The 17,149-nt window shown below is 74.3% G+C and carries 18 protein-coding genes, 1 tRNA gene and 1 pseudogene; 12 read left to right on the top strand and 8 right to left on the bottom strand.

Annotated elements, in window-relative coordinates:
- Window positions 1–283: 283 nt before the first annotated feature.
- Complete coding sequence (locus tag ACFWTC_RS21220; protein ID WP_383917076.1) at window positions 284–769, top strand: flavin reductase family protein; 486 nt, start codon at window positions 284–286, stop codon at window positions 767–769.
- A gap of 136 nt (window positions 770–905) precedes the next feature.
- Here ACFWTC_RS21220 and arfB read toward each other — a convergent pair whose 3' ends face one another.
- Entirely contained in the window at window positions 906–1,331 is a 426-nt protein-coding gene (gene arfB / locus ACFWTC_RS21215) for an alternative ribosome rescue aminoacyl-tRNA hydrolase ArfB (protein ID WP_383900053.1), read from the bottom strand.
- Window positions 1,332–1,472: 141 nt separating this feature from the next.
- On the opposite strand from arfB, the gene ACFWTC_RS21210 reads away from it, so the two are divergent.
- A complete protein-coding gene (locus ACFWTC_RS21210) occupies window positions 1,473–2,048 on the top strand; it encodes a TerD family protein (RefSeq protein WP_267724528.1) in 576 nt (191 codons plus the stop codon).
- Window positions 2,049–2,338: 290 nt separating this feature from the next.
- Window positions 2,339–2,863 (top strand): GNAT family N-acetyltransferase, encoded by a 525-nt coding sequence (locus tag ACFWTC_RS21205; RefSeq protein ID WP_383918413.1) that lies wholly within the window; start codon window positions 2,339–2,341, stop codon window positions 2,861–2,863.
- A gap of 64 nt (window positions 2,864–2,927) precedes the next feature.
- On the opposite strand, the gene ACFWTC_RS21200 is transcribed toward ACFWTC_RS21205, so the two are convergent.
- Entirely contained in the window at window positions 2,928–4,385 is a 1,458-nt protein-coding gene (locus ACFWTC_RS21200) for a M1 family metallopeptidase (protein ID WP_383918410.1), read from the bottom strand.
- Window positions 4,386–4,416: 31 nt separating this feature from the next.
- Entirely contained in the window at window positions 4,417–4,980 is a 564-nt protein-coding gene (locus ACFWTC_RS21195; protein WP_383918407.1) for a heme-binding protein, read from the bottom strand.
- A gap of 187 nt (window positions 4,981–5,167) precedes the next feature.
- Here ACFWTC_RS21195 and ACFWTC_RS21190 point away from each other — a divergent pair, with 187 nt between their 5' ends.
- The 3 genes from ACFWTC_RS21190 to ACFWTC_RS21180 all read left to right on the top strand — a co-directional run bounded on the left by ACFWTC_RS21190 (window position 5,168) and on the right by ACFWTC_RS21180 (window position 7,817).
- A complete protein-coding gene (locus ACFWTC_RS21190) occupies window positions 5,168–6,631 on the top strand; it encodes a sensor histidine kinase (protein ID WP_383918404.1) in 1,464 nt (487 codons plus the stop codon).
- Window positions 6,628–7,248, top strand: coding sequence for a response regulator (locus tag ACFWTC_RS21185; protein WP_384028132.1), 621 nt, complete (start codon window positions 6,628–6,630; stop codon window positions 7,246–7,248). The genes ACFWTC_RS21190 and ACFWTC_RS21185 overlap by 4 nt, the downstream gene beginning before the upstream one ends.
- Window positions 7,249–7,313: 65 nt before the next feature.
- The gene (locus tag ACFWTC_RS21180; protein ID WP_383918399.1) at window positions 7,314–7,817 is read left to right on the top strand and encodes a hypothetical protein; all 504 of its coding nucleotides are present in this window, start codon (window positions 7,314–7,316) and stop codon (window positions 7,815–7,817) included.
- Window positions 7,818–8,086: 269 nt separating this feature from the next.
- Here ACFWTC_RS21180 and ACFWTC_RS21175 read toward each other — a convergent pair whose 3' ends face one another.
- The gene (locus tag ACFWTC_RS21175) at window positions 8,087–8,812 is read right to left on the bottom strand and encodes a pentapeptide repeat-containing protein (RefSeq protein WP_384028131.1); all 726 of its coding nucleotides are present in this window, start codon (window positions 8,810–8,812) and stop codon (window positions 8,087–8,089) included.
- A 138-nt stretch (window positions 8,813–8,950) separates the two neighbouring features.
- Here ACFWTC_RS21175 and ACFWTC_RS21170 point away from each other — a divergent pair, with 138 nt between their 5' ends.
- Complete coding sequence (locus tag ACFWTC_RS21170) at window positions 8,951–9,943, top strand: zinc-binding dehydrogenase (protein WP_384028130.1); 993 nt, start codon at window positions 8,951–8,953, stop codon at window positions 9,941–9,943.
- A 112-nt stretch (window positions 9,944–10,055) separates the two neighbouring features.
- Here ACFWTC_RS21170 and ACFWTC_RS21165 read toward each other — a convergent pair whose 3' ends face one another.
- Entirely contained in the window at window positions 10,056–10,535 is a 480-nt protein-coding gene (locus tag ACFWTC_RS21165) for a GNAT family N-acetyltransferase (RefSeq protein WP_383918392.1), read from the bottom strand.
- A 9-nt stretch (window positions 10,536–10,544) separates the two neighbouring features.
- Window positions 10,545–11,513, bottom strand: coding sequence for an aminoglycoside phosphotransferase family protein (locus ACFWTC_RS21160; RefSeq protein ID WP_383918389.1), 969 nt, complete (start codon window positions 11,511–11,513; stop codon window positions 10,545–10,547).
- A 101-nt stretch (window positions 11,514–11,614) separates the two neighbouring features.
- Here ACFWTC_RS21160 and ACFWTC_RS21155 point away from each other — a divergent pair, with 101 nt between their 5' ends.
- Both ACFWTC_RS21155 and ACFWTC_RS21150 read left to right on the top strand, forming a co-directional pair.
- Window positions 11,615–12,340 (top strand): methyltransferase domain-containing protein, encoded by a 726-nt coding sequence (locus ACFWTC_RS21155; RefSeq protein WP_383918386.1) that lies wholly within the window; start codon window positions 11,615–11,617, stop codon window positions 12,338–12,340.
- Window positions 12,341–12,631: 291 nt separating this feature from the next.
- A complete protein-coding gene (locus ACFWTC_RS21150; protein ID WP_384028129.1) occupies window positions 12,632–14,023 on the top strand; it encodes an NAD(P)/FAD-dependent oxidoreductase in 1,392 nt (463 codons plus the stop codon).
- 50 nt (window positions 14,024–14,073) lie between these two features.
- On the opposite strand, the gene ACFWTC_RS21145 is transcribed toward ACFWTC_RS21150, so the two are convergent.
- Window positions 14,074–14,147 (bottom strand) — tRNA-Thr (locus ACFWTC_RS21145).
- Between the two features lie 240 nt (window positions 14,148–14,387).
- On the opposite strand from ACFWTC_RS21145, the gene ACFWTC_RS21140 reads away from it, so the two are divergent.
- The 3 genes from ACFWTC_RS21140 to ACFWTC_RS21130 all read left to right on the top strand — a co-directional run bounded on the left by ACFWTC_RS21140 (window position 14,388) and on the right by ACFWTC_RS21130 (window position 16,920).
- Window positions 14,388–15,476, top strand: coding sequence for an ABC transporter ATP-binding protein (locus ACFWTC_RS21140; RefSeq protein WP_383918383.1), 1,089 nt, complete (start codon window positions 14,388–14,390; stop codon window positions 15,474–15,476).
- Between the two features lie 225 nt (window positions 15,477–15,701).
- Window positions 15,702–16,115: a hypothetical protein gene (locus ACFWTC_RS21135; RefSeq protein WP_351271185.1), complete on the top strand. Its 414-nt coding sequence runs from the start codon at window positions 15,702–15,704 to the stop codon at window positions 16,113–16,115.
- A gap of 28 nt (window positions 16,116–16,143) precedes the next feature.
- The gene (locus tag ACFWTC_RS21130) at window positions 16,144–16,920 is read left to right on the top strand and encodes an NDP-sugar synthase (RefSeq protein ID WP_383918379.1); all 777 of its coding nucleotides are present in this window, start codon (window positions 16,144–16,146) and stop codon (window positions 16,918–16,920) included.
- Window positions 16,921–16,926: 6 nt separating this feature from the next.
- Here the strand turns inward: ACFWTC_RS21130 and ACFWTC_RS21125 are convergent.
- Window positions 16,927–17,149, bottom strand: a pseudogene (locus tag ACFWTC_RS21125) (hypothetical protein); the annotation flags it as partial.

Genomic DNA, 17,149 nt, shown 5'->3' with positions numbered 1-17,149 from the left:
ACACAGGGTCAACAAATCTTGCCCTCTGTGACTCAAGTCACATGGGATGAATAATGGTACGCAACGGACCTCCCAGGTGGGGAACGCTCCCCCTCCTTCCCGCGGGCAAACGATACGCCCGGGCCTAGGGCGAGAGGCGGGGGCGCGACTCGGACCGGGGCCCGATGTGCGCCGGGGAGCGCGAGATTAGCGTTTCACCGTGCACCAGACGACCCCCGTACCCACCCTGCCCGAGCGAACCCCCCATGCTGAGGGCGTGAGCAATGACGAGTTCCGCGCCGCGATGGCCCGGCTGGCGGCGGGCGTGTGCCTGATCACCGCGCACGAGGCCCCCCTGGCGGCCGGCGGTCCGCGCGGCGAGGACGTCGGCATGACGGCGACCGCCTTCATGTCCGTCTCGCTGGACCCGCCGCTGGTGGTCGTGAGCCTGCGCGAGGGCTCCCGGATGGACGACCTGCTGGCGGAGCAGCCGATGTGGGCGGTCTCGGTGCTCGCCGACCACCAGCTCCAGATCGCGGGCCGCTTCGCGATGAAGAACCGGATCAGCGACCGCCTCCTGTTCGCGGACCTCCCGTACGTGCGCGGCGAGGCCTCCGGGGCCCCGCTGCTGACCGGCGCCCTGGCCACCCTCGAATGCCGTACGGAGAACCGCGTGGAGGCGGGCGACCACACCCTGGTCGTCGGCCGCGTGGTGACGGCGGCGCTGCCGTCGCCGGACTCGCCGCCGCTCGCGTACTTCCGCGGGCGCTACCGGCACCTCGGGCAGTAGCCGGGGGCGGCCGCGCGGCGGACGCGGCGGGCGGGGCGCGGTCGGAGGGGGCGGCGGGCGGGGCGCGGTCGGAGGGGGCGGACGCCTCGGTGCACGGCGCGCACGGCGGCACGGGGGGCGTGCGGCTACCGGTGCGCTACCAGTCGCGGCCGGTGCGGCCCCGCTTGGTCTCCGCCCTGGCCTTCTTCTCGCGCAGCCGGCGCTCGTTGATCCCGCGCGGGATCTTGGTCGCCCGGCGCTGCCGCGGCGGCGGCGCCGTCGCCTCGGCGAGCAGCGAGGCCAGCCGGACCAGCGCCATCTCCCGGTTGCGCAGCTGCGAGCGGTGCTCGGAGGCCCGTACGGTCACCACCCCGTCGACGAGGCGGGAGGCGAGCCGCTCCAGCGCCCGCTCCTTCCACACCTCGGGCAGCGCCTTGGTCGCCGCCAGGTCGAAGAGCAGCTCCGCGCGGGAGTCCGAGGTGTTCACGTGCTGTCCGCCGGGCCCCGAGGAACGCGAGAAGCGCCAGGCGAGCTCCGACTCCGGGAGCGCGACCGAACCGCGGATGACATAGGGACCAGGCATGCCCCCTATGATCCGTGCCCGCAGCCGCTCCGTCACCCTTATTTTCCTTCGGGAACCCGGCAGGCCCCTCGTCGCGTTAGAGGGAGCAGCGGTACTTTGACCGCCTGTACGTGCATGTTGGATGAGGAAAGGGACATTCCCATGGCTGTAAGCCTGTCCAAGGGCGGCAACGTCTCGCTCTCGAAGGAGGCCCCCGGTCTGGCTGCCGTCACGGTCGGCCTCGGCTGGGACACCCGCACCACCACCGGTGTCGACTTCGACCTCGACGCCTCGGCCATCGCCGTCAACGCGACCGGCAAGGTCGTCTCCGACGGCCACTTCGTCTTCTTCAACAACAAGTCCACCCCGGACCAGACCATCGTCCACACCGGTGACAACCGCACCGGCGAGGGCGCGGGCGACGACGAGGCCATCAACGTCAACCTCGCCGGCCTGCCGGCCGACGTGGACAAGATCGTCTTCCCGGTCTCCATCTACGACGCCGAGACCCGCAACCAGAACTTCGGCCAGGTCCGCAACGCTTACATCCGCGTCGTGAACCAGGCCGGCGGCACCGAGATCGCCCGCTACGACCTCTCCGAGGACGCGGCGACCGAGACCGCCATGGTCTTCGGCGAGCTCTACCGCAACGGCGCCGAGTGGAAGTTCCGCGCGGTCGGCCAGGGCTACGCCTCGGGCCTGACGGGCATCGCGCAGGACTTCGGCGTCAACGTCTGACCGTCCCGCGCCGACGGTTCCGCGCCGGCCGGTCGCACGGATCCGGCCGCGCGGAGCCGTCGTACGGACGGGTGCGCGCAGGCCGGTGCGCCCACGGGCCGGTCCGCGCGGCCCGGTGGGCCCGTCGGCCGGTGCGTCCGTCGGCCGGTCCGCGCCGGCCTGTGCGTCCGCCGCGCGGCGGACACCCGAGTTGGTGACAGCCGCACTGGTGACACCTGAGTTGGTGACACCTGTGTTGGTGAAGCCCCCTCCCGGCCGTCCGGGGAGGGGGCTTCGCTACCGTTCGGCAGGTGATCCTCCAACCGCTCGTCCCCGTGGACGGCGCCCTGCCCGGCCCGGTCCTCACCGAGATCGCCGCCCTCTACGCGACGAACCACGCGTTCTTCGAACTGAGCGGTGATTTCCCCGACCCCGGCCGCATCACGGTCGAGCAGGTCGCGGCCGCCCTCGCCGACGAACTCTCCCGCGCCGGCGCAGAGGTCCTCCTCGCCCGCTCGGCGGGCCGGCTGGTCGGCCTGGCCACCACCCTCGCCCACCATCCCGACCCGGCGTCCGAGGACCCCGACCCGTGGATCGGGCTGCTGCTGATCGACGCCACCGCGCACCGCGAGGGGTACGGCAGGACCGTGGCCGGCCTGGTCGAGGACCGCTTCCGCGCCGCGGGGCGCGCCGGGCTGCGGCTCGCGGTGCTGGAGAACAACCCCGGCGCGCTCGCCTTCTGGGAGTCCCGCGGCTACGCCTTCGTGCGCCGGGCCAAGGACCGCGAACTGGGCCGCGACTGCGTGGTGCTGCGCAAGCCGCTGGAAGCCCCGTAGCCCGTATAGCCCCGTAGCCGGTGGGCCGGTGGGCTGTGGGCCGGTGGGCTGTGGGCCGGACCGGCTAGCGGGGGCCGCCCGGGCGGTCCTTCCCGTACAGCCAGACGTCCCAGACGTCCTTCAGGTCGTGTCCCGTCGACTTCTCGGCGTAGGCGGTGAAGTCGGCCGTGCTCGCGTTCCCGTGCCGGTGCGCGGCGGCCCAGCCGCGCAGGAGCGCGAAGAACTTCTCGTCCCCCACCTCCTGCCGGACGCGGTGCAGGACCATCGCCCCGCGGTAGTACACCGGGTTCCCGGAGATGTCGGCGGGCCCGGGCGGGGCGCCCGGCGGGAAGGCGTCCCAGTCGGAGTCGGCGTTCTCGTCGACCTCCGTGTCGCCCTCCAGGAAGGCGTCGAACTCCTCCTGGGCCGTGGGCCCGTCGTGGTCCTCGGTCCACAGCCACTCGGCGTAGGTGGCGAAGCCCTCGTTCAGCCACATGTCCTTCCAGGACTCGGGCGACACCGAGTTGCCGAACCACTGGTGGGCGAGCTCGTGCAGGACGAGTTCCTCGCTGCCGGGCGCCCCCGGGAAGACGGGCTTGGTCTGCGTCTCCAGCGCGTAGGCCAGGGTGCCGGCGGGCAGCACGACGGCGCCCGCCGTGCCGAACGGGTACGGGCCGAACCGGCCGCTGCCCCACTCCACCATCTCCGGCAGCCGCGCGAGCACCCCGGCGCTCGACGTGGCCTCGTCGGGCGTCACGGCGTTGTAGAGGGCCACCCCGGAGGGCGTGCGCCCCGTGGTCACCCGGTACTTCCCGATGACGGCGGTGGCCAGGTAGCTCGCCATGGGCTCCGGGCTGTGCCACGCGAAGGCGGTCCGCCCGGCGCCGGCCGGGGTGCGGGAGCGCAGCGCGCCGTTCGACACGGCCTCGTAGCCGTCCGGGACGGTCAGCGTGATGTCGTACGCGGCCTTGTCGCTGGGGTGGTGGTTGCCGGGGAACCACGTCATCGAGCCGACCGGCTCGCCGACGCCGACCGCGCCGTCCGCACCGCCCGCGTTCCCCGCGGCTCCCGGGGTGGTGATCCAGCCCTCCTCGGAGCCGTCCGGATCTGTGAGGGCCTTCGGGTGGCCGCTGTAGTCGACCTCCGTACGGAAGACCTCGCCCTTCTTCAGGTCCTCGGCCGGACGCACGGTCAGCTCGTTCCCGGTGCGGTTGTACCGGGCGTCCTCGCCCTGCACGGTCACGGCGTCGACGCGCAGTCCGCTCAGGTCCAGGTTGAAGGAGCTGAGGCCCTGCCCGGCGCGGGCGGTGATGACGGCGCGGCCGCGCAGCCGGTTGCCGGTGGGTTCGTAGTCCAGGTCCAGGGCGTAGTGCTCGACCTGGTAGCCGCCGTTGCCGGCCTTGGGGAAGTACGGGTCGCGCAGCCCCGACGCACCCGGCCGCCCCTGCACGGTGCCGCCCGTACACGCCGTGGTGAGGGCGAGGAGGGCGGCAGCGGCGGGGACTGCGATGCGGGAGGAGCGGGATCGGGCGCGGTGTTCCACGCACTCGATCCTAAGCGGGGGACGGGGCGGGCTACTTGCCCAGCGCGTCCACGCCGGCCTTGGCGAACTTCTCGTCCAGGTCGCCGCTGGGGGCGCCGGCGACGCCGATGCCGGCCACCGGGGCGCCATCGGCCTGCACCGGGGTGCCGCCGCCGAGGAAGAGGGTGCCGGGGATGTCCTTCAGGTTCGGGGTCTGGGCGAGGCGGCCCGCGAGGACGGAGGTGGGCGCGTTCCAGGACACCGCGGTGAAGGCCTTGCGCTCGGCGGACTCGTAGGACTGCGGGCCCGCGCCGTCGCCGCGCAGGGTGACGATGGTGTTGCCGTTGCGGTCCACGACCGCGACCGTCACGCGCTGGTTCTCCTTCTCGGCGGCGTCCAGCGCGGCCCGGGCGGCGCGGGTGGCGGCGTCGACGGTGAGGTGGGTGGAGGTGGTGAAGTTCCGGTCGTCGTCCTTCTTCGCCGCGGCGGCGGCCGGGGCGGCGGCGGACGCGCCGGCCGGTGCGGCGGTGGCGCTGGCGCTGACGGCCCCGAAGGTCCCGGCACCGATGACGGCGGCGAGGGCGGTACCGGTGAGGACGCGGGTACGGGTGTTCATCTCTGCTCCTGAGGACGGTGGCACGGGGGGGGTGGGCGGCATCGGTGGGGCCGTCCGCTCCGGTGGTGCGGGGCGGGCCGGCTCCTTCACTGCTCCAAGCCTGGGCCCGGAACCCCCGCCGCCCCGTCCCCGTACCGGCTCCCGCCGGCGACCGCACCGGTTGACCCGCGGGTCAACCGATCGGCCGATGCGCCGCCCCCCACCCCGGTATTGGCTGACACCAACCCCCGCCCCCACGAGGAACCCCGGCGGCGCGGCCGGTCCCGCCCGAACACCCCGACGGCAGCCCCGCCCACGCCCGAACACCCCAACGGCGGGACCGCCCCCGCCTCCGCCGACCCGGCAGGATGGGAGGGCCGCACCCCCCACCCCAGGAGACCCCGTGAGTCACCCCCCGCCGCGGCGACCGGACACCCGCACCCTGGCCACCGTCACGCACGCGGCGTTCTTCCTGCTCCTCGGCGCCTCACTGGCCCGGTTCCTCCTCCGCCACCCCGGCGAACCCCGCACCCCGTGGATCATCGCGCTCAGCATCACCCTGTCCCTGCTGTACGTGCTCGGCCCCGCGGTCGGCGCCACCCCGCCCCCCGGCACCCGGGCCGCCGGAGCCGCCGCCACCGCCGGCTCCGCGGCCACCCCACCGGCCCCTCCCCTCGGACGGCTGCTCTGGCTCGGCCTGGTCGTCGCCACCTGGGTGGTCCTCGTCCTGCTCGCGCCCAGCTTCGCCTGGTGCGCCGTCCCGCTCTTCTACACCGCCCTGCGCACCCTCCGCCCCCGCGCGGCGATCGTCCTCGTCGCCCTCCTCACCACCTTCGTCGTCATCGCCCAGCTCCAGCTCGCCACCGCCTTCGACCCGAACCTGCTCCTCGCCCCGCCCGCCGTGGCCGCCCTCGCCACCGCCGTCTTCGTCCACACGGAGCGCCAGGCCGAGGCCCAGCGGGCCCTGATCGACGACCTCATCCGCACCCGCAGGGAACTGGCCGCCACCGAGCGCCGCGAAGGCACCCTCGCCGAACGGCAGCGGCTGTCCATGGAGATCCACGACACCCTCGCCCAGAACCTCTCCAGCCAGCAGATGCTGCTCCAGGCCGCCGACCGCACCTGGGACACCGACCCCGGCACCGCCCGCGCGCACGTCCGTACCGCCACCGGCATCGCCGCACGCGGCCTCGCCGAGGCCCGCCGCCTCGTCCACGACCTGGCCCCGTCCGAACTCGCGGACGGCGCCGGCCTCGCCGACGCCCTGCGCGCCCTGGACGCCGGCCCGCACACCGAGGTCCGCTTCCACCTCGAAGGCACTCCGGCGCCGCTGCCCGACCGCGTCCAGTCGGCCCTGCTGCGCATCGCCCAGGGAGCACTGGCCAACGTCCGCGAGCACTCCGGCGCCCGTACCGCCGCCCTCACCCTCAGCTTCCTGGGCGACCAGGTCGTCCTGGACATCGCCGACGACGGCCACGGCTTCGCCGAGCCCCGCACCGGTACCGGCACGGGCACCGGCACCGCCGCGGGCACCCGCGCCCCCGAACGCGGCCACGGCCTCCCCGCGATGCGCGCCCGCGTGCGCCAGCTGGGCGGCACCCTGACCATCGAATCCACGCCCGGAGAAGGCACCGTCCTCTCCGCGGCCGTCCCCCTGGAGCCCACCGGATGACGACGATCCTGCTCTGCGACGACCACGTGGTGGTCCGCGCCGGACTGCTGGCCCTGCTCGGCAGCGAGCCGGACATCGAGGTGCTCGGCGAGGCGGGCAGCGGCGAGGAGGCGGTCGCCCTGGCCGCCAAACTGCGGCCCGACGTGGTCCTGATGGACCTCCAGCTGGGCGAGGGCATCGACGGCGTGGAGGCCACCCGCCGCATCACGGCCCAGCCCGAGCCCCCGCACGTCCTGGTCCTCACCACGTACGACACCGACGCCGACATCACCCGCGCCATCGGCGCGGGAGCCACCGGCTACCTGCTGAAGGCGGAACGGCCCGAGGAGCTCTTCGCGGCCATCCACTCCGCGGCCGCCGGCCGCACCACCCTCTCCCCGCCGGTGGCCAGCCGTGTGATGGCCCACATGCGCGGCACCCGCCCCACCCTGACCGACCGCGAGCTGGACATCCTCGGCCAGCTGGCCCGCGGCCTCGGCAACCGGGACATCGCGCGGGCCCTGTTCATCAGCGAGGCCACCGTCAAGACCCACCTGGGCCGCATCTACGACAAGCTCGGCGTCGACACCCGCGCGGGCGCCGTATCGGTGGCCAAGGAACAACGCCTCCTCCCGTAACCGCCGCTGCCGTACCCGCACGGCCGGGGGCGGGGGCGGCCCGGACCCGTGACACCATCGGGTACGTGCTCGACATCGGCTACTCCCTCTCCCGGCGCTTCCCGGACCCCCCGCAGACCGACTACCGCTCGGCGGACGTCCACACCCTGCGGCACGACCTGTTCTGCGGGGACGTCTACCTCGCCGACACCCACGCGGACCGGGAAGTATCCACAGCCTGGGGATGGGTGCCCGTACTGGACTTCGCCTGGGCCCTGTGCGACATCGTCGAGCAGCTCGACCAGGACCCGCGCGGCAGTCGTTCCGCCCACCGCCAGTACGCCGAACTCGACTTCACCGAGTCCACGGACCGGATGCTCTTCGAGCGCCGCTTCGGGTGGGTCGACGTCGAGGCCGACTGGATGCCGTCCGAGGAGGCGCCGCTGACCTTCAGCCACCGCCTGCTGCGCCGCGAGGCCCGCGACTTCCTGCACGACGTCATCGCGGACCTCGTCGACATGCACGAGGGCCTCGCCGACAACCCGGCCATCTGGACTCTCCAGTCCCGCTTCCCCCGAGTCCCGGCCTGACCCCCACGGCACGCCCCGCCGGGCCGCACCGCACTCCAACCGGACGGCACCGCACCCCGGCGCCGGGGGCCGAACCCCGGCCGCACGCACTCCGCCCCGCCCCGCACTCCGGCCCCGCCGGGGCCAAACCCAGCCCCGCCGGCGTTTGAGGCGCGGGGTCCGGGGCGGAGCCCCGCGGCCTCCCGGGCGACCCGGCCCCGCCCAGCCCGAGCACCGCCCCCGCAGGCCAGGCCAGGCCCGCCCAGGCCAGCGCCAGCGCCCCGGTACCGCTACGCAACCACCCGTACCCCCAGCTGCGCAGCCAACGCCGGCGCCAGGTCGAACAGCTGCGCCGGGCTGATCACCGCCCCGGACAGCGCGTCCACCCCGCGGGCGATCTCCAGCTCGGCGGCGGCCCGCAGGTCCACGTCCGTCATCCGCACCCCGGTGAAATCCACCCCCCGCAGCGCGCAGTCCCGGAACTCCACCCGTTCCAGCACCGCCCCCGCGAAGTCCGGCTCCACCAGCACGCACCCCTCGAAGACCACGTCCTTGAGCCGCGCCTTCCGCAGGTTCAAGTAGTCGATCTTCCCCCCGCGCACCACCACCCGCTCCAGCACCGCCCCGTGCAGCTGCACCCCGCCCAGCCGGGCGTCCACCAGCTCCACGTCCCGCAGGGACGCTCCCGACAGGTCCGTCCCCACTCCCCGGACCCCCTCCAGCACCGAGTCCAGCACGCGTGCCTTCGCCAGCCCCGCCTCGTCCAGTACGCAGCGCCGCAGAGCGCAGTCCATGAACCGGGCCCCGATCCCCTCCTGCCCCGTCAGATCCAGGTCGGCGAACTCCACCCCGTCGTAGTCACCGTCCGGCTCCAGCTCGCCGTCCGCCCACACCGCAAGCTCCGGCAGCTGCACCTCCGGCCGCTTCGCCGCCTTCGCCGCCTTCGCCGCCTTCACGGCCTTCACGGCCTTCACGGCCTCGGCCGTCCGCTGCTGCTGCTGTCCGTTTCGCGCCATTCACCCATCCTGACGCACCGCACCGACAACACCCCTTGACCTCAACCGTGCTTGAGGTCACAGCCTGATCCCATGCCGACACCGACACCGAACCCCACGCCGACGCCTACGGTCACGCCCACACCCACACCCCCGTCCATGCACGCCGTCCGCCTCCACGCCTTCGGCCCCGCCGAGAACCTCACCTACGAGCCCGCCCCCACCCCCGTACCGGCCCCCGGCCAGGTCCGCATCGCCGTGGCCGCCGCCGGAGTGCACCTCCTCGACACCACCCTGCGCGAGGGCGACCCGGGCCCCTTCCCCGCCCTCCCTGCGCTCCCCACCGTGCCCGGCCGCGAAGTCGCCGGGACCGTCGACGCCCTCGGTCCCGGCACCGACCCCGCCTGGCTCGGCCGCGACGTCGTCGTCCACCTCGGCCCCGCCCCCGGCGGGTACGCCGAGTACGCCGTCGCCGACGCCGACCGCCTGCACCCCGTACCGCCGGGCCTAGACCCGGCCGCGGCCGTCGCCATGATCGGCACCGGCCGCACCGCCCTCGGCATCCTCCAGTTCGCCGACCTCGGCCCCGGCAGCGTCGCCCTGGTCCCCGCCGCCGCCGGCGGCATCGGCACCCTGCTCGTCCAGTACGCCGTCCACGCCGGCGCCACCGTCATCGCCCTCGCCGGCGGCCCCGCCAAGACCGCGCGGGCCGCCGCGAACGGCGCCCACCTCGCTCTCGACTACACCGACCCCGCCTGGCCCGACACGGTCCGCGCGCACCACCCCGGCGGCGCCACCGTCCTCTTCGACTCCGTCGGCGGCCCCGTCACCCGCACCGCCCTCGGTCTGCTCGCCCCCGGCGCCCTGCGCCTCGTCTTCGGCTGGTCCGCCGGCCCCCTCACCCTCACCGACGCCGAGGAAGCCGCCCTGGCCGCCCGCGGCATCACCACCCGGAACGTCCTCGGCCCGGCGATGTTCCGGCAGGTCGGCACCCCCGACCCGCTGCGCACCCTGGAGACCCGCGCCCTCGCCGAAGCAGCCGCCGGCCGCCTCCGCCCGGCCCTCACCCGCTTCCCCCTCGCCGAGGCGGCCGCAGCCCGCCACGCCCTGGAAACCCGCGCCACGACGGGCAAGGTAGTCCTCGAACCCTGACCCGCCCGGGCCACCGGCCCCGGCCCCGCCCCCGGCCCCGGCCCCGCCCAACGCGGCTACGCTCCTCCGCCCCAAGCCCGTCAGCGACCCGGCGGCAAGGGCTCCGGTTCGCTCACTCCGCCTCGCCGCCCAGTCTGCGCAGCGCCGCGTCCGTCAGGCGGTGCACCGTCCACTCGTCCATCGGCACCGCCCCGACCGACCGGTAGAAGTCGAGGGCCGGCGCGTTCCAGTCGAGGACCGACCACTCCAGCCGCTCGTACCCCCGCTCCACGCACGTCCGCGCGAGTTCCGCCAGCAGCGCCTTGCCGTGGCCGCCCCCGCGCGCGCCGGGACGTACGTACAGGTCCTCCAGGTAGATCCCGTGCGCCCCGCGCCACGTCGAGAAGCTCAGCAACCACACCGCGAAGCCCACGGGCTCGCCGTCCTCGGACTCCGCGATGTGCGCGAACACCGCCGGCCGCTCCCCGAACAGCGCCTCCCGCAGCTGCTCCTCGGTCGCGCGGGCCTCCCCCGGCACCTTCTCGTACTCCGCCAGCTCTCGGATCATGTCCCGGATGACGGGAACGTCGGCGACACGCGCGTTACGGATCATCCCCGCACTCTAGACATCGCGCCCCATCAGCAGCTCCGCCACCGCCCGTTGCTCCTCCGGCAGCCGCTCCTCCCCGTCCTCCACCTCCCACAGGCAGTTCTGCAGCACCCGGGCCAGCGTCCACGCCCGCGCCCGTTCCCGGTCCAGCCCGACCGCCGCCGTCAGCAGGTCGAACCGCCACCGCACCTCCCCCGCCGCGAAGTTGTTCACGATCGCCGGCAGCAGCTCGAAGCCCGCGTCCCCGGCCAGCGGCTTCGGGTCGATCGCCAGCCACTCCCCGCGGCCCCGGGCGCCGCCGCCCAGCACGTTGCCGTAGTGCAGGTCCCAGTGCAGCAACCGGTCCCCGGGCTCCCCCGCCACCTCCGCCAGGGCCGCCGCGCAGTCCGCCAGCACCCGCCGGTCCCGCCCGTCCGCCAGCCGCCCCAGCGCCCCCGGTACGTCCTGCAGCATTCCGGCCGCCATCGCGCCGAGCCCCCGCAGGCCCGCCGGAGCCGGCGTCGCCGTCAGCCGCGCCAGCAGCCCGGCGACCACCTCCACCGCCTCGCGCGCGTCCCGCTCCGCGACCGCCGTCAGCGGCCGCCGCTCGTCCAGCCGCTCCAGCAGCATCGCCCCCGACACCGCGTCGTGTTCCCACAGCCGTACGGCGCCGTCCCCGTCCCACGCCCGCAGCGCCGCCGGCTCCCCGACCGTCTCCTCGTCCACCGGCTGGAGCTTCAGGGCCGCCGGCGTACCGTCCGCCCGCTCCACCGGCAGCACCAGAGCGGCCACCCCGTGCATGCCCGGCCCCGTACGCCGCAGCTCCCACCGCTCCAGGAACCGCCCCGCCAGCGCGGGCAGCCCGGCGATGAACGCCCGGCCCGCCTCACCGCCGTACGTCGCCTGCGCCTCGACCAGACCCGGCGGGACCTCGGCGTCCCCGATGTTCGCGACGCCCCCGGCATCCCCGGTGTCCGCCACGTTCCCGACCTTGTCGACCATGGCTCCGAGGCTACGGCGGCCGCTTCCGGGGTAGCCACACGGCGCACGAGCTCACACGCGCAGCACCCGTCGCGCACCCACCACCTCCACAAGGAGACCGCATGAGCGTGTCCGACCGCTACCGCACGTCCTGGGACGGCTTCTGGGAGCAGAGCTCCGGCGAGCCGGGCGAGCCCTTCTGGGACGCCGATCCCGCCGTCACCGCCGCGCGCGACCTCCCCCGCCTCACCCCGTACGCAGACCCGGACCTCCCCATCGCCGACCTCGGCTGCGGAAACGGCACCCAGACGCGCTACCTCGCCACCCGCTTCCCCCGCGCCGTCGGCGTCGACCTCTCGGCCGCCGCCGTCGCCCACGCCCGCCGCGCCGATCCCGCGGGCACCGCCGCGTACGAGCAGCTCAACCTCGCCGACGCGGACCAGGCCCCGGCCCGCGACCTGCACGCCCGCCTCGGCGACACCCACGTCTACATGCGGGCCGTCCTGCACCAGAGCGACCCCGGGGACCGCCCGGCCGTCGCCGCCGCCGTCGCCGCCCTCGTCGGCGCGCAGGGCCGCGCCCTCGTCCTGGAACCCACCGGCGACGCCAAAGGGGTCATCGTCGCCCTCGCCGAACAGCCCGGCGGCCCCTCCCCGAAGCTGCGCCGCGTCAAGGAGCACGACCTCCGCCCCGGCGAGGTCGCCGAGGGCGAGGTCGCCGCACTGCTGCGCGGCGCCGGCCTCACCGTGCTGGAGGAGGGCCCCACCACCCTCGCGATGAGCGAGAACCGGGCGGACGGCTCCCCCGTGGAACTGCCCGCCCGGTGGTTCGTCGCGGGCCGCCCCTGACCCGCGCGACCCCGCAGCCCCGCCAACCCCAACCCGCCGCCCCCGCAGCCCGCCACGGCCCCGCCGAAGAGGGACGCCACCGCGACCGCCACGACGGCACGACCCGCGCGCCCTGCCTTCCGTACCCGTGCCATGAACCGCACCTCTCAACAAAAACAATGACAAATCCCCCAGCCCACCGTACGGATCACCACCCCGCCCCCGCATCGGTCTTCCGGCCCCCGATCCGGCCCCGGAACACGACACTCCGTCCCTGGACACCCCTTCGGAACCGGGTGTAGCAACTCCCCCATGACGATCAACGGCGGCATCTCCTTCTGGTACGCGACCGACCCCACCGCCCCGACCACCCCACCCCGCGCGCCCCTCACCTCCCACGCCGCCGCGGACGTCGTCATCGTCGGCGGCGGCTACACCGGCCTCTGGACCGCCTACTACCTCAAGCGCGCCGCCCCCGACCTGCGCGTCACCGTCCTGGAGCAGGCGTTCTGCGGCTACGGCGCCTCCGGCCGCAACGGCGGCTGGCTCTACAACGGCATCGCCGGCCGCGACCGTTACGCCGCGCTGCACGGCCACCCCGCGGCGCTGCGCCTCCAGCAGGCCATGAACGACACCGTCACCGAGGTCGTCGACACCGCCGCCGCGGAGGGCATCGACGCCGACATCCACCGCGGCGGCGTCCTCGAAGTCGCCCGCACCCCCGCCCAACTCACCCGCCTGCGGGCCTTCCACGCCACCGAGCTCTCCTTCGGCGAGACCGACCGCGAGCTGTACGACGCCGCCACCACCCGGGCCCGCGTCAACGTCGCCGGCGCGCTCGGCTCCAGCTGGACCCCGCACGGCGCCCGCATCCACCCCCTCAAGCTGGTCACGGGGCTGGCCGCCGCCTGCGAGCGCCTCGGCGTGGTCATCCACGAGTCCACCCCCGTCACGGGGATCGCCCCCGGCCGGGCCGTCACCCCGTACGGAACCGTCCGCGCCCCCCACGTGCTGCGCTGCACGGAGGGCTTCACCGCCGCCCTCAAGGGACAGCGCCGCTCGTGGCTCCCGATGAACTCCTCGATGATCGTGACGGCCCCGCTCCCCGCCGCGGTCTGGGAGTCCCTCAACTGGTCGGACGCCGCCACTCTCGGCGACACGGCCCACGCCTACATGTACGCCCAGCGCACCGCCGACGGCCGCATCGCGCTCGGCGGCCGCGGCGCCCCGTACCGCTTCGGATCGCGCGCGGCGCGCGCCGGGAACGCCGGGCGCACCGAGCCGGCCACCATCACCGCGCTGACCGAACTCCTCACCTCCTTCTTCCCCCAGCTCGCGGGTACGGAGATCACCCACGCCTGGTCCGGCGTCCTCGGCGTCCCCCGCGACTGGTGCGCCACCGTCAGCCTCGACCGCGCCACGGGCCTCGGCTGGGCCGGCGGCTACGTCGGCTCGGGCGTCGCCACCTCCAACCTCGCCGCCCGCACCCTGCGCGACCTCGTCCTCGGCGAGCCCACCGGCCTGACCGCGCTCCCCTGGGTCGGCCACCGCGTCCGCCGCTGGGAGCCGGAACCGCTGCGCTGGCTCGGCGTCCACGCCCTGTACGCGGCCTACCGCGCGGCGGACCGCCGCGAGGCGTCCACCGGCAGTCCGCGGACGACCCCCCTGGCCCGCCTGGCCGACCGCGTCGCGGGCCGTCACTGACGGCACGACGAAGGCCCCGGACGTAAAACGTCCGGGGCCTTCGTGCGCGGAGCCCCCTGTCGGGTTCGAACCGACGACCCCCGCTTTACAAGAGCGGCGCTCTGGCCAGCTGAGCTAAGGAGGCAAGGCGCTCTCACTCTACACAGAGGCCCCTTACCGGGACCATCACGTTGTCGCCGCCACCGGGCGGCCCGTCCGGCCGCGCGCGAGGGTGCAGGGAAGCACGCCGGGGCGGCAATCCGGCCGGCCAGGGTACTGACAGGAAGCGTCCGGACGGGTAGCGTCGAGCGGAGTCCGACAACTGGACTAGACCTTCCACTCGGATCGTCCGGCACGTTCCTGCCGGTAGAAGGGATTCACCACCATGGCTTCTGTCACTTTCGACAAGGCGACCCGTCTGTACCCCGGCGGCGACAAGCCCGCCGTCGACCAGCTGGAGCTGGAGATCGAGGACGGCGAGTTCCTCGTCCTCGTCGGCCCCTCCGGCTGCGGCAAGTCCACCTCGCTGCGCATGCTGGCCGGCCTGGAGGACGTCAACGGCGGCTCCATCCGCATCGGCGAGCGCGACGTCACGCACCTGCCGCCCAAGGACCGGGACATCGCGATGGTGTTCCAGAACTACGCGCTCTACCCGCACATGTCCGTCGCCGACAACATGGGCTTCGCGCTCAAGATCGCCGGCGAGGACAAGGCCACCATCCGCCGCAAGGTGGAGGACGCGGCGAAGATGCTGGACCTGACCGCGTACCTCGACCGCAAGCCGAAGGCGCTCTCCGGCGGCCAGCGCCAGCGCGTCGCCATGGGCCGCGCGATCGTCCGCAAGCCGCAGGTCTTCCTCATGGACGAGCCGCTGTCGAACCTGGACGCCAAGCTCCGCGTGTCCACCCGCACGCAGATCGCCGCGCTCCAGCGCGACCTCGGCATCACCACCGTCTACGTCACCCACGACCAGGTCGAGGCCATGACGATGGGCGACCGGGTCGCGGTCCTCAAGGACGGTCTGCTCCAGCAGGTCGACACCCCGCGGAACATGTACGACCGCCCGGCGAACCTGTTCGTCGCCGGCTTCATCGGCTCCCCGGCCATGAACCTCGTCGAGGTCCCGATCACCGACGGCGGCGTGAAGTTCGGCGACAGCGTCGTCCCGGTGTCGCGCGAGGCGCTGTCCGCCGCGGCCGACGCGGGCGACCGCACCGTCACGGTCGGCGTCCGCCCGGAGCACTTCGACATCGCCGCGACCGGGGGCCTGACCGTCACCGTGAACGTCGTGGAGGAACTCGGCGCCGACGGCTACGTGTACGGCTCGACCTCCGCCGCCGAGGGCTCGCAGGACCTCGTGGTCCGCGTCGGCGGCCGCCAGGTCCCGGAGAAGGGCTCCGAGCTCCACGTGGTGCCGCGGGCCGACGAGATCCACGTGTTCTCGACGTCCTCGGGCGCGCGGCTCTCCAAGTAGCCGCCGCGGCACGATCCGACGCACGAGGAGGGGCGCCCCGCCAAGGGGCGCCCCTTTCGCGTCGGTTGCCCCGCGCGGACGGCGCCGCAACCGTCGCCGGAACTCCGGCAGAACGGGCCATTCGGCCCCAACCGTCAACCCCGTATTCGAAAAGCCACGTCGAACCATCCCCCGACAGGGTGACTAAATGTCGCCAATTCTTCACCGAGCGCTACTCTCGCCCTCGTGACCCACACTGCCCGCCGTATCGGCCGTTCCCTCGCCCTGGTCCTGCCCGTCGTCCTGGTCCTGTCCGGGACCCTCGCGGTCACCATGGTCCCCTGGGCGGACACTTCCTCCTCCCAGATCCTGACCGCCTCCGCCGAGGACGTCTCCGTCCCCGCCAAGCCGCGCGCCGCACAGGACGTGCTGCGCGACAAGCTGCTGAGCGAACTCCAGCAGGGCGAGGAGCCGGGTGACGTCCTCACCCACCTCCAGCAGGAGGTGGACCGCAGGCCGTCGCTGGCCGAGCACTGCGTGGGCATCGCGCGGGCCCTGGGGCGCGCCGCCGTCGACGCGTACGGCCCGACGAAGGCCCAGTCCTTCGCCCGTCCCGTGTGCGACACCTCGTACGCGACCGGCGTCGCCTCCATGGGCTGACGCCCGCCGCGTCCCTACGCTGGCGGCCATGACCGACACAGCTCCCGAACCCGCAGCACCCCAACCGTCCGATCCCGCAGCCGCGTTCCCCGCCGCACCCGTCCAGGCAGTCGTCCTGGCGGGCGGCCAGGGCTCGCGGCTGCGGCCGTACACGGACGACCGCCCGAAGCCGATGGTCGAGATCCCGGGCACCGGCGTGCCGATCATCGGACACCAGCTGGCCTGGCTCGCCTCGGAGGGCGTCACCGACGCGGTGGTCTCCTGCGGACACCTCGCCGGCGTGCTCCAGGAGTGGCTGGCCGGGGCGCGGTTGCCGCTGCGGGTGACCACGGTCGTCGAGGAGGAGCCGCTGGGGCGCGGCGGCGGCCTGAAGTACGCGGCCCGCAGCCTCCCGTACCCGGAGCTGTCCTGGTACGCGACCAACGGCGACGTCTGGACCCGGTTCTCCCTCCGCGAGATGGCGGCCTTCCACGCCGAGCGGGGGGCGACCGCGACGCTGGCACTGGCCCGGCCGCGCATCCCGTGGGGCGTGGTGGAGACCAACGAGTACGGCCAGGTGCTGGACTTCATCGAGGCTCCGCAGTCGCCGTACCCCGTCAACGCCGGGGTGTACGTCTTCGGGCCCGAATTCGCGGCACTGCTCCCGGACTTGGGCGACCACGAGCGCACCACCTTCCCGCGGCTGGCGCGCGAACGCCGCCTGGCGGGCTTCCCGCTGCCCCAGGGGGCCTACTGGCGGGCGATCGACACCGCGAAGGACCTGACCGAGGCCGCACGGGAGTTGGCCGCGCAGACGGGCTCCTGAGGCTTTTCACACGCCCGTACGGAGCCTCGCGCACCCGTACGACCTCCCGTACACAGCTCCGCGCAGGACCCGCACCGGGCCTCCCGGCCGGGCCCGCTGGACCCACATCCGCCGCAGGATCTGGACCTGCTTCCCCTCCCGCAGGGCGGCCGGTGCCTGGGCCGAGAAAACAGCCTCAAGCAGCCGCATCCCGTCCGTCCCGACCCGCTGGCCGACCTCCTCCCGTCGG

It is taken from the genome of Streptomyces sp. NPDC058619 (assembly GCF_042717785.1).
Taxonomy (GTDB): domain Bacteria; phylum Actinomycetota; class Actinomycetes; order Streptomycetales; family Streptomycetaceae; genus Streptomyces.
The sequence above is the reverse complement of the archived record's forward strand: the minus strand, read 5'-3'. Positions and strand labels throughout refer to the sequence as shown.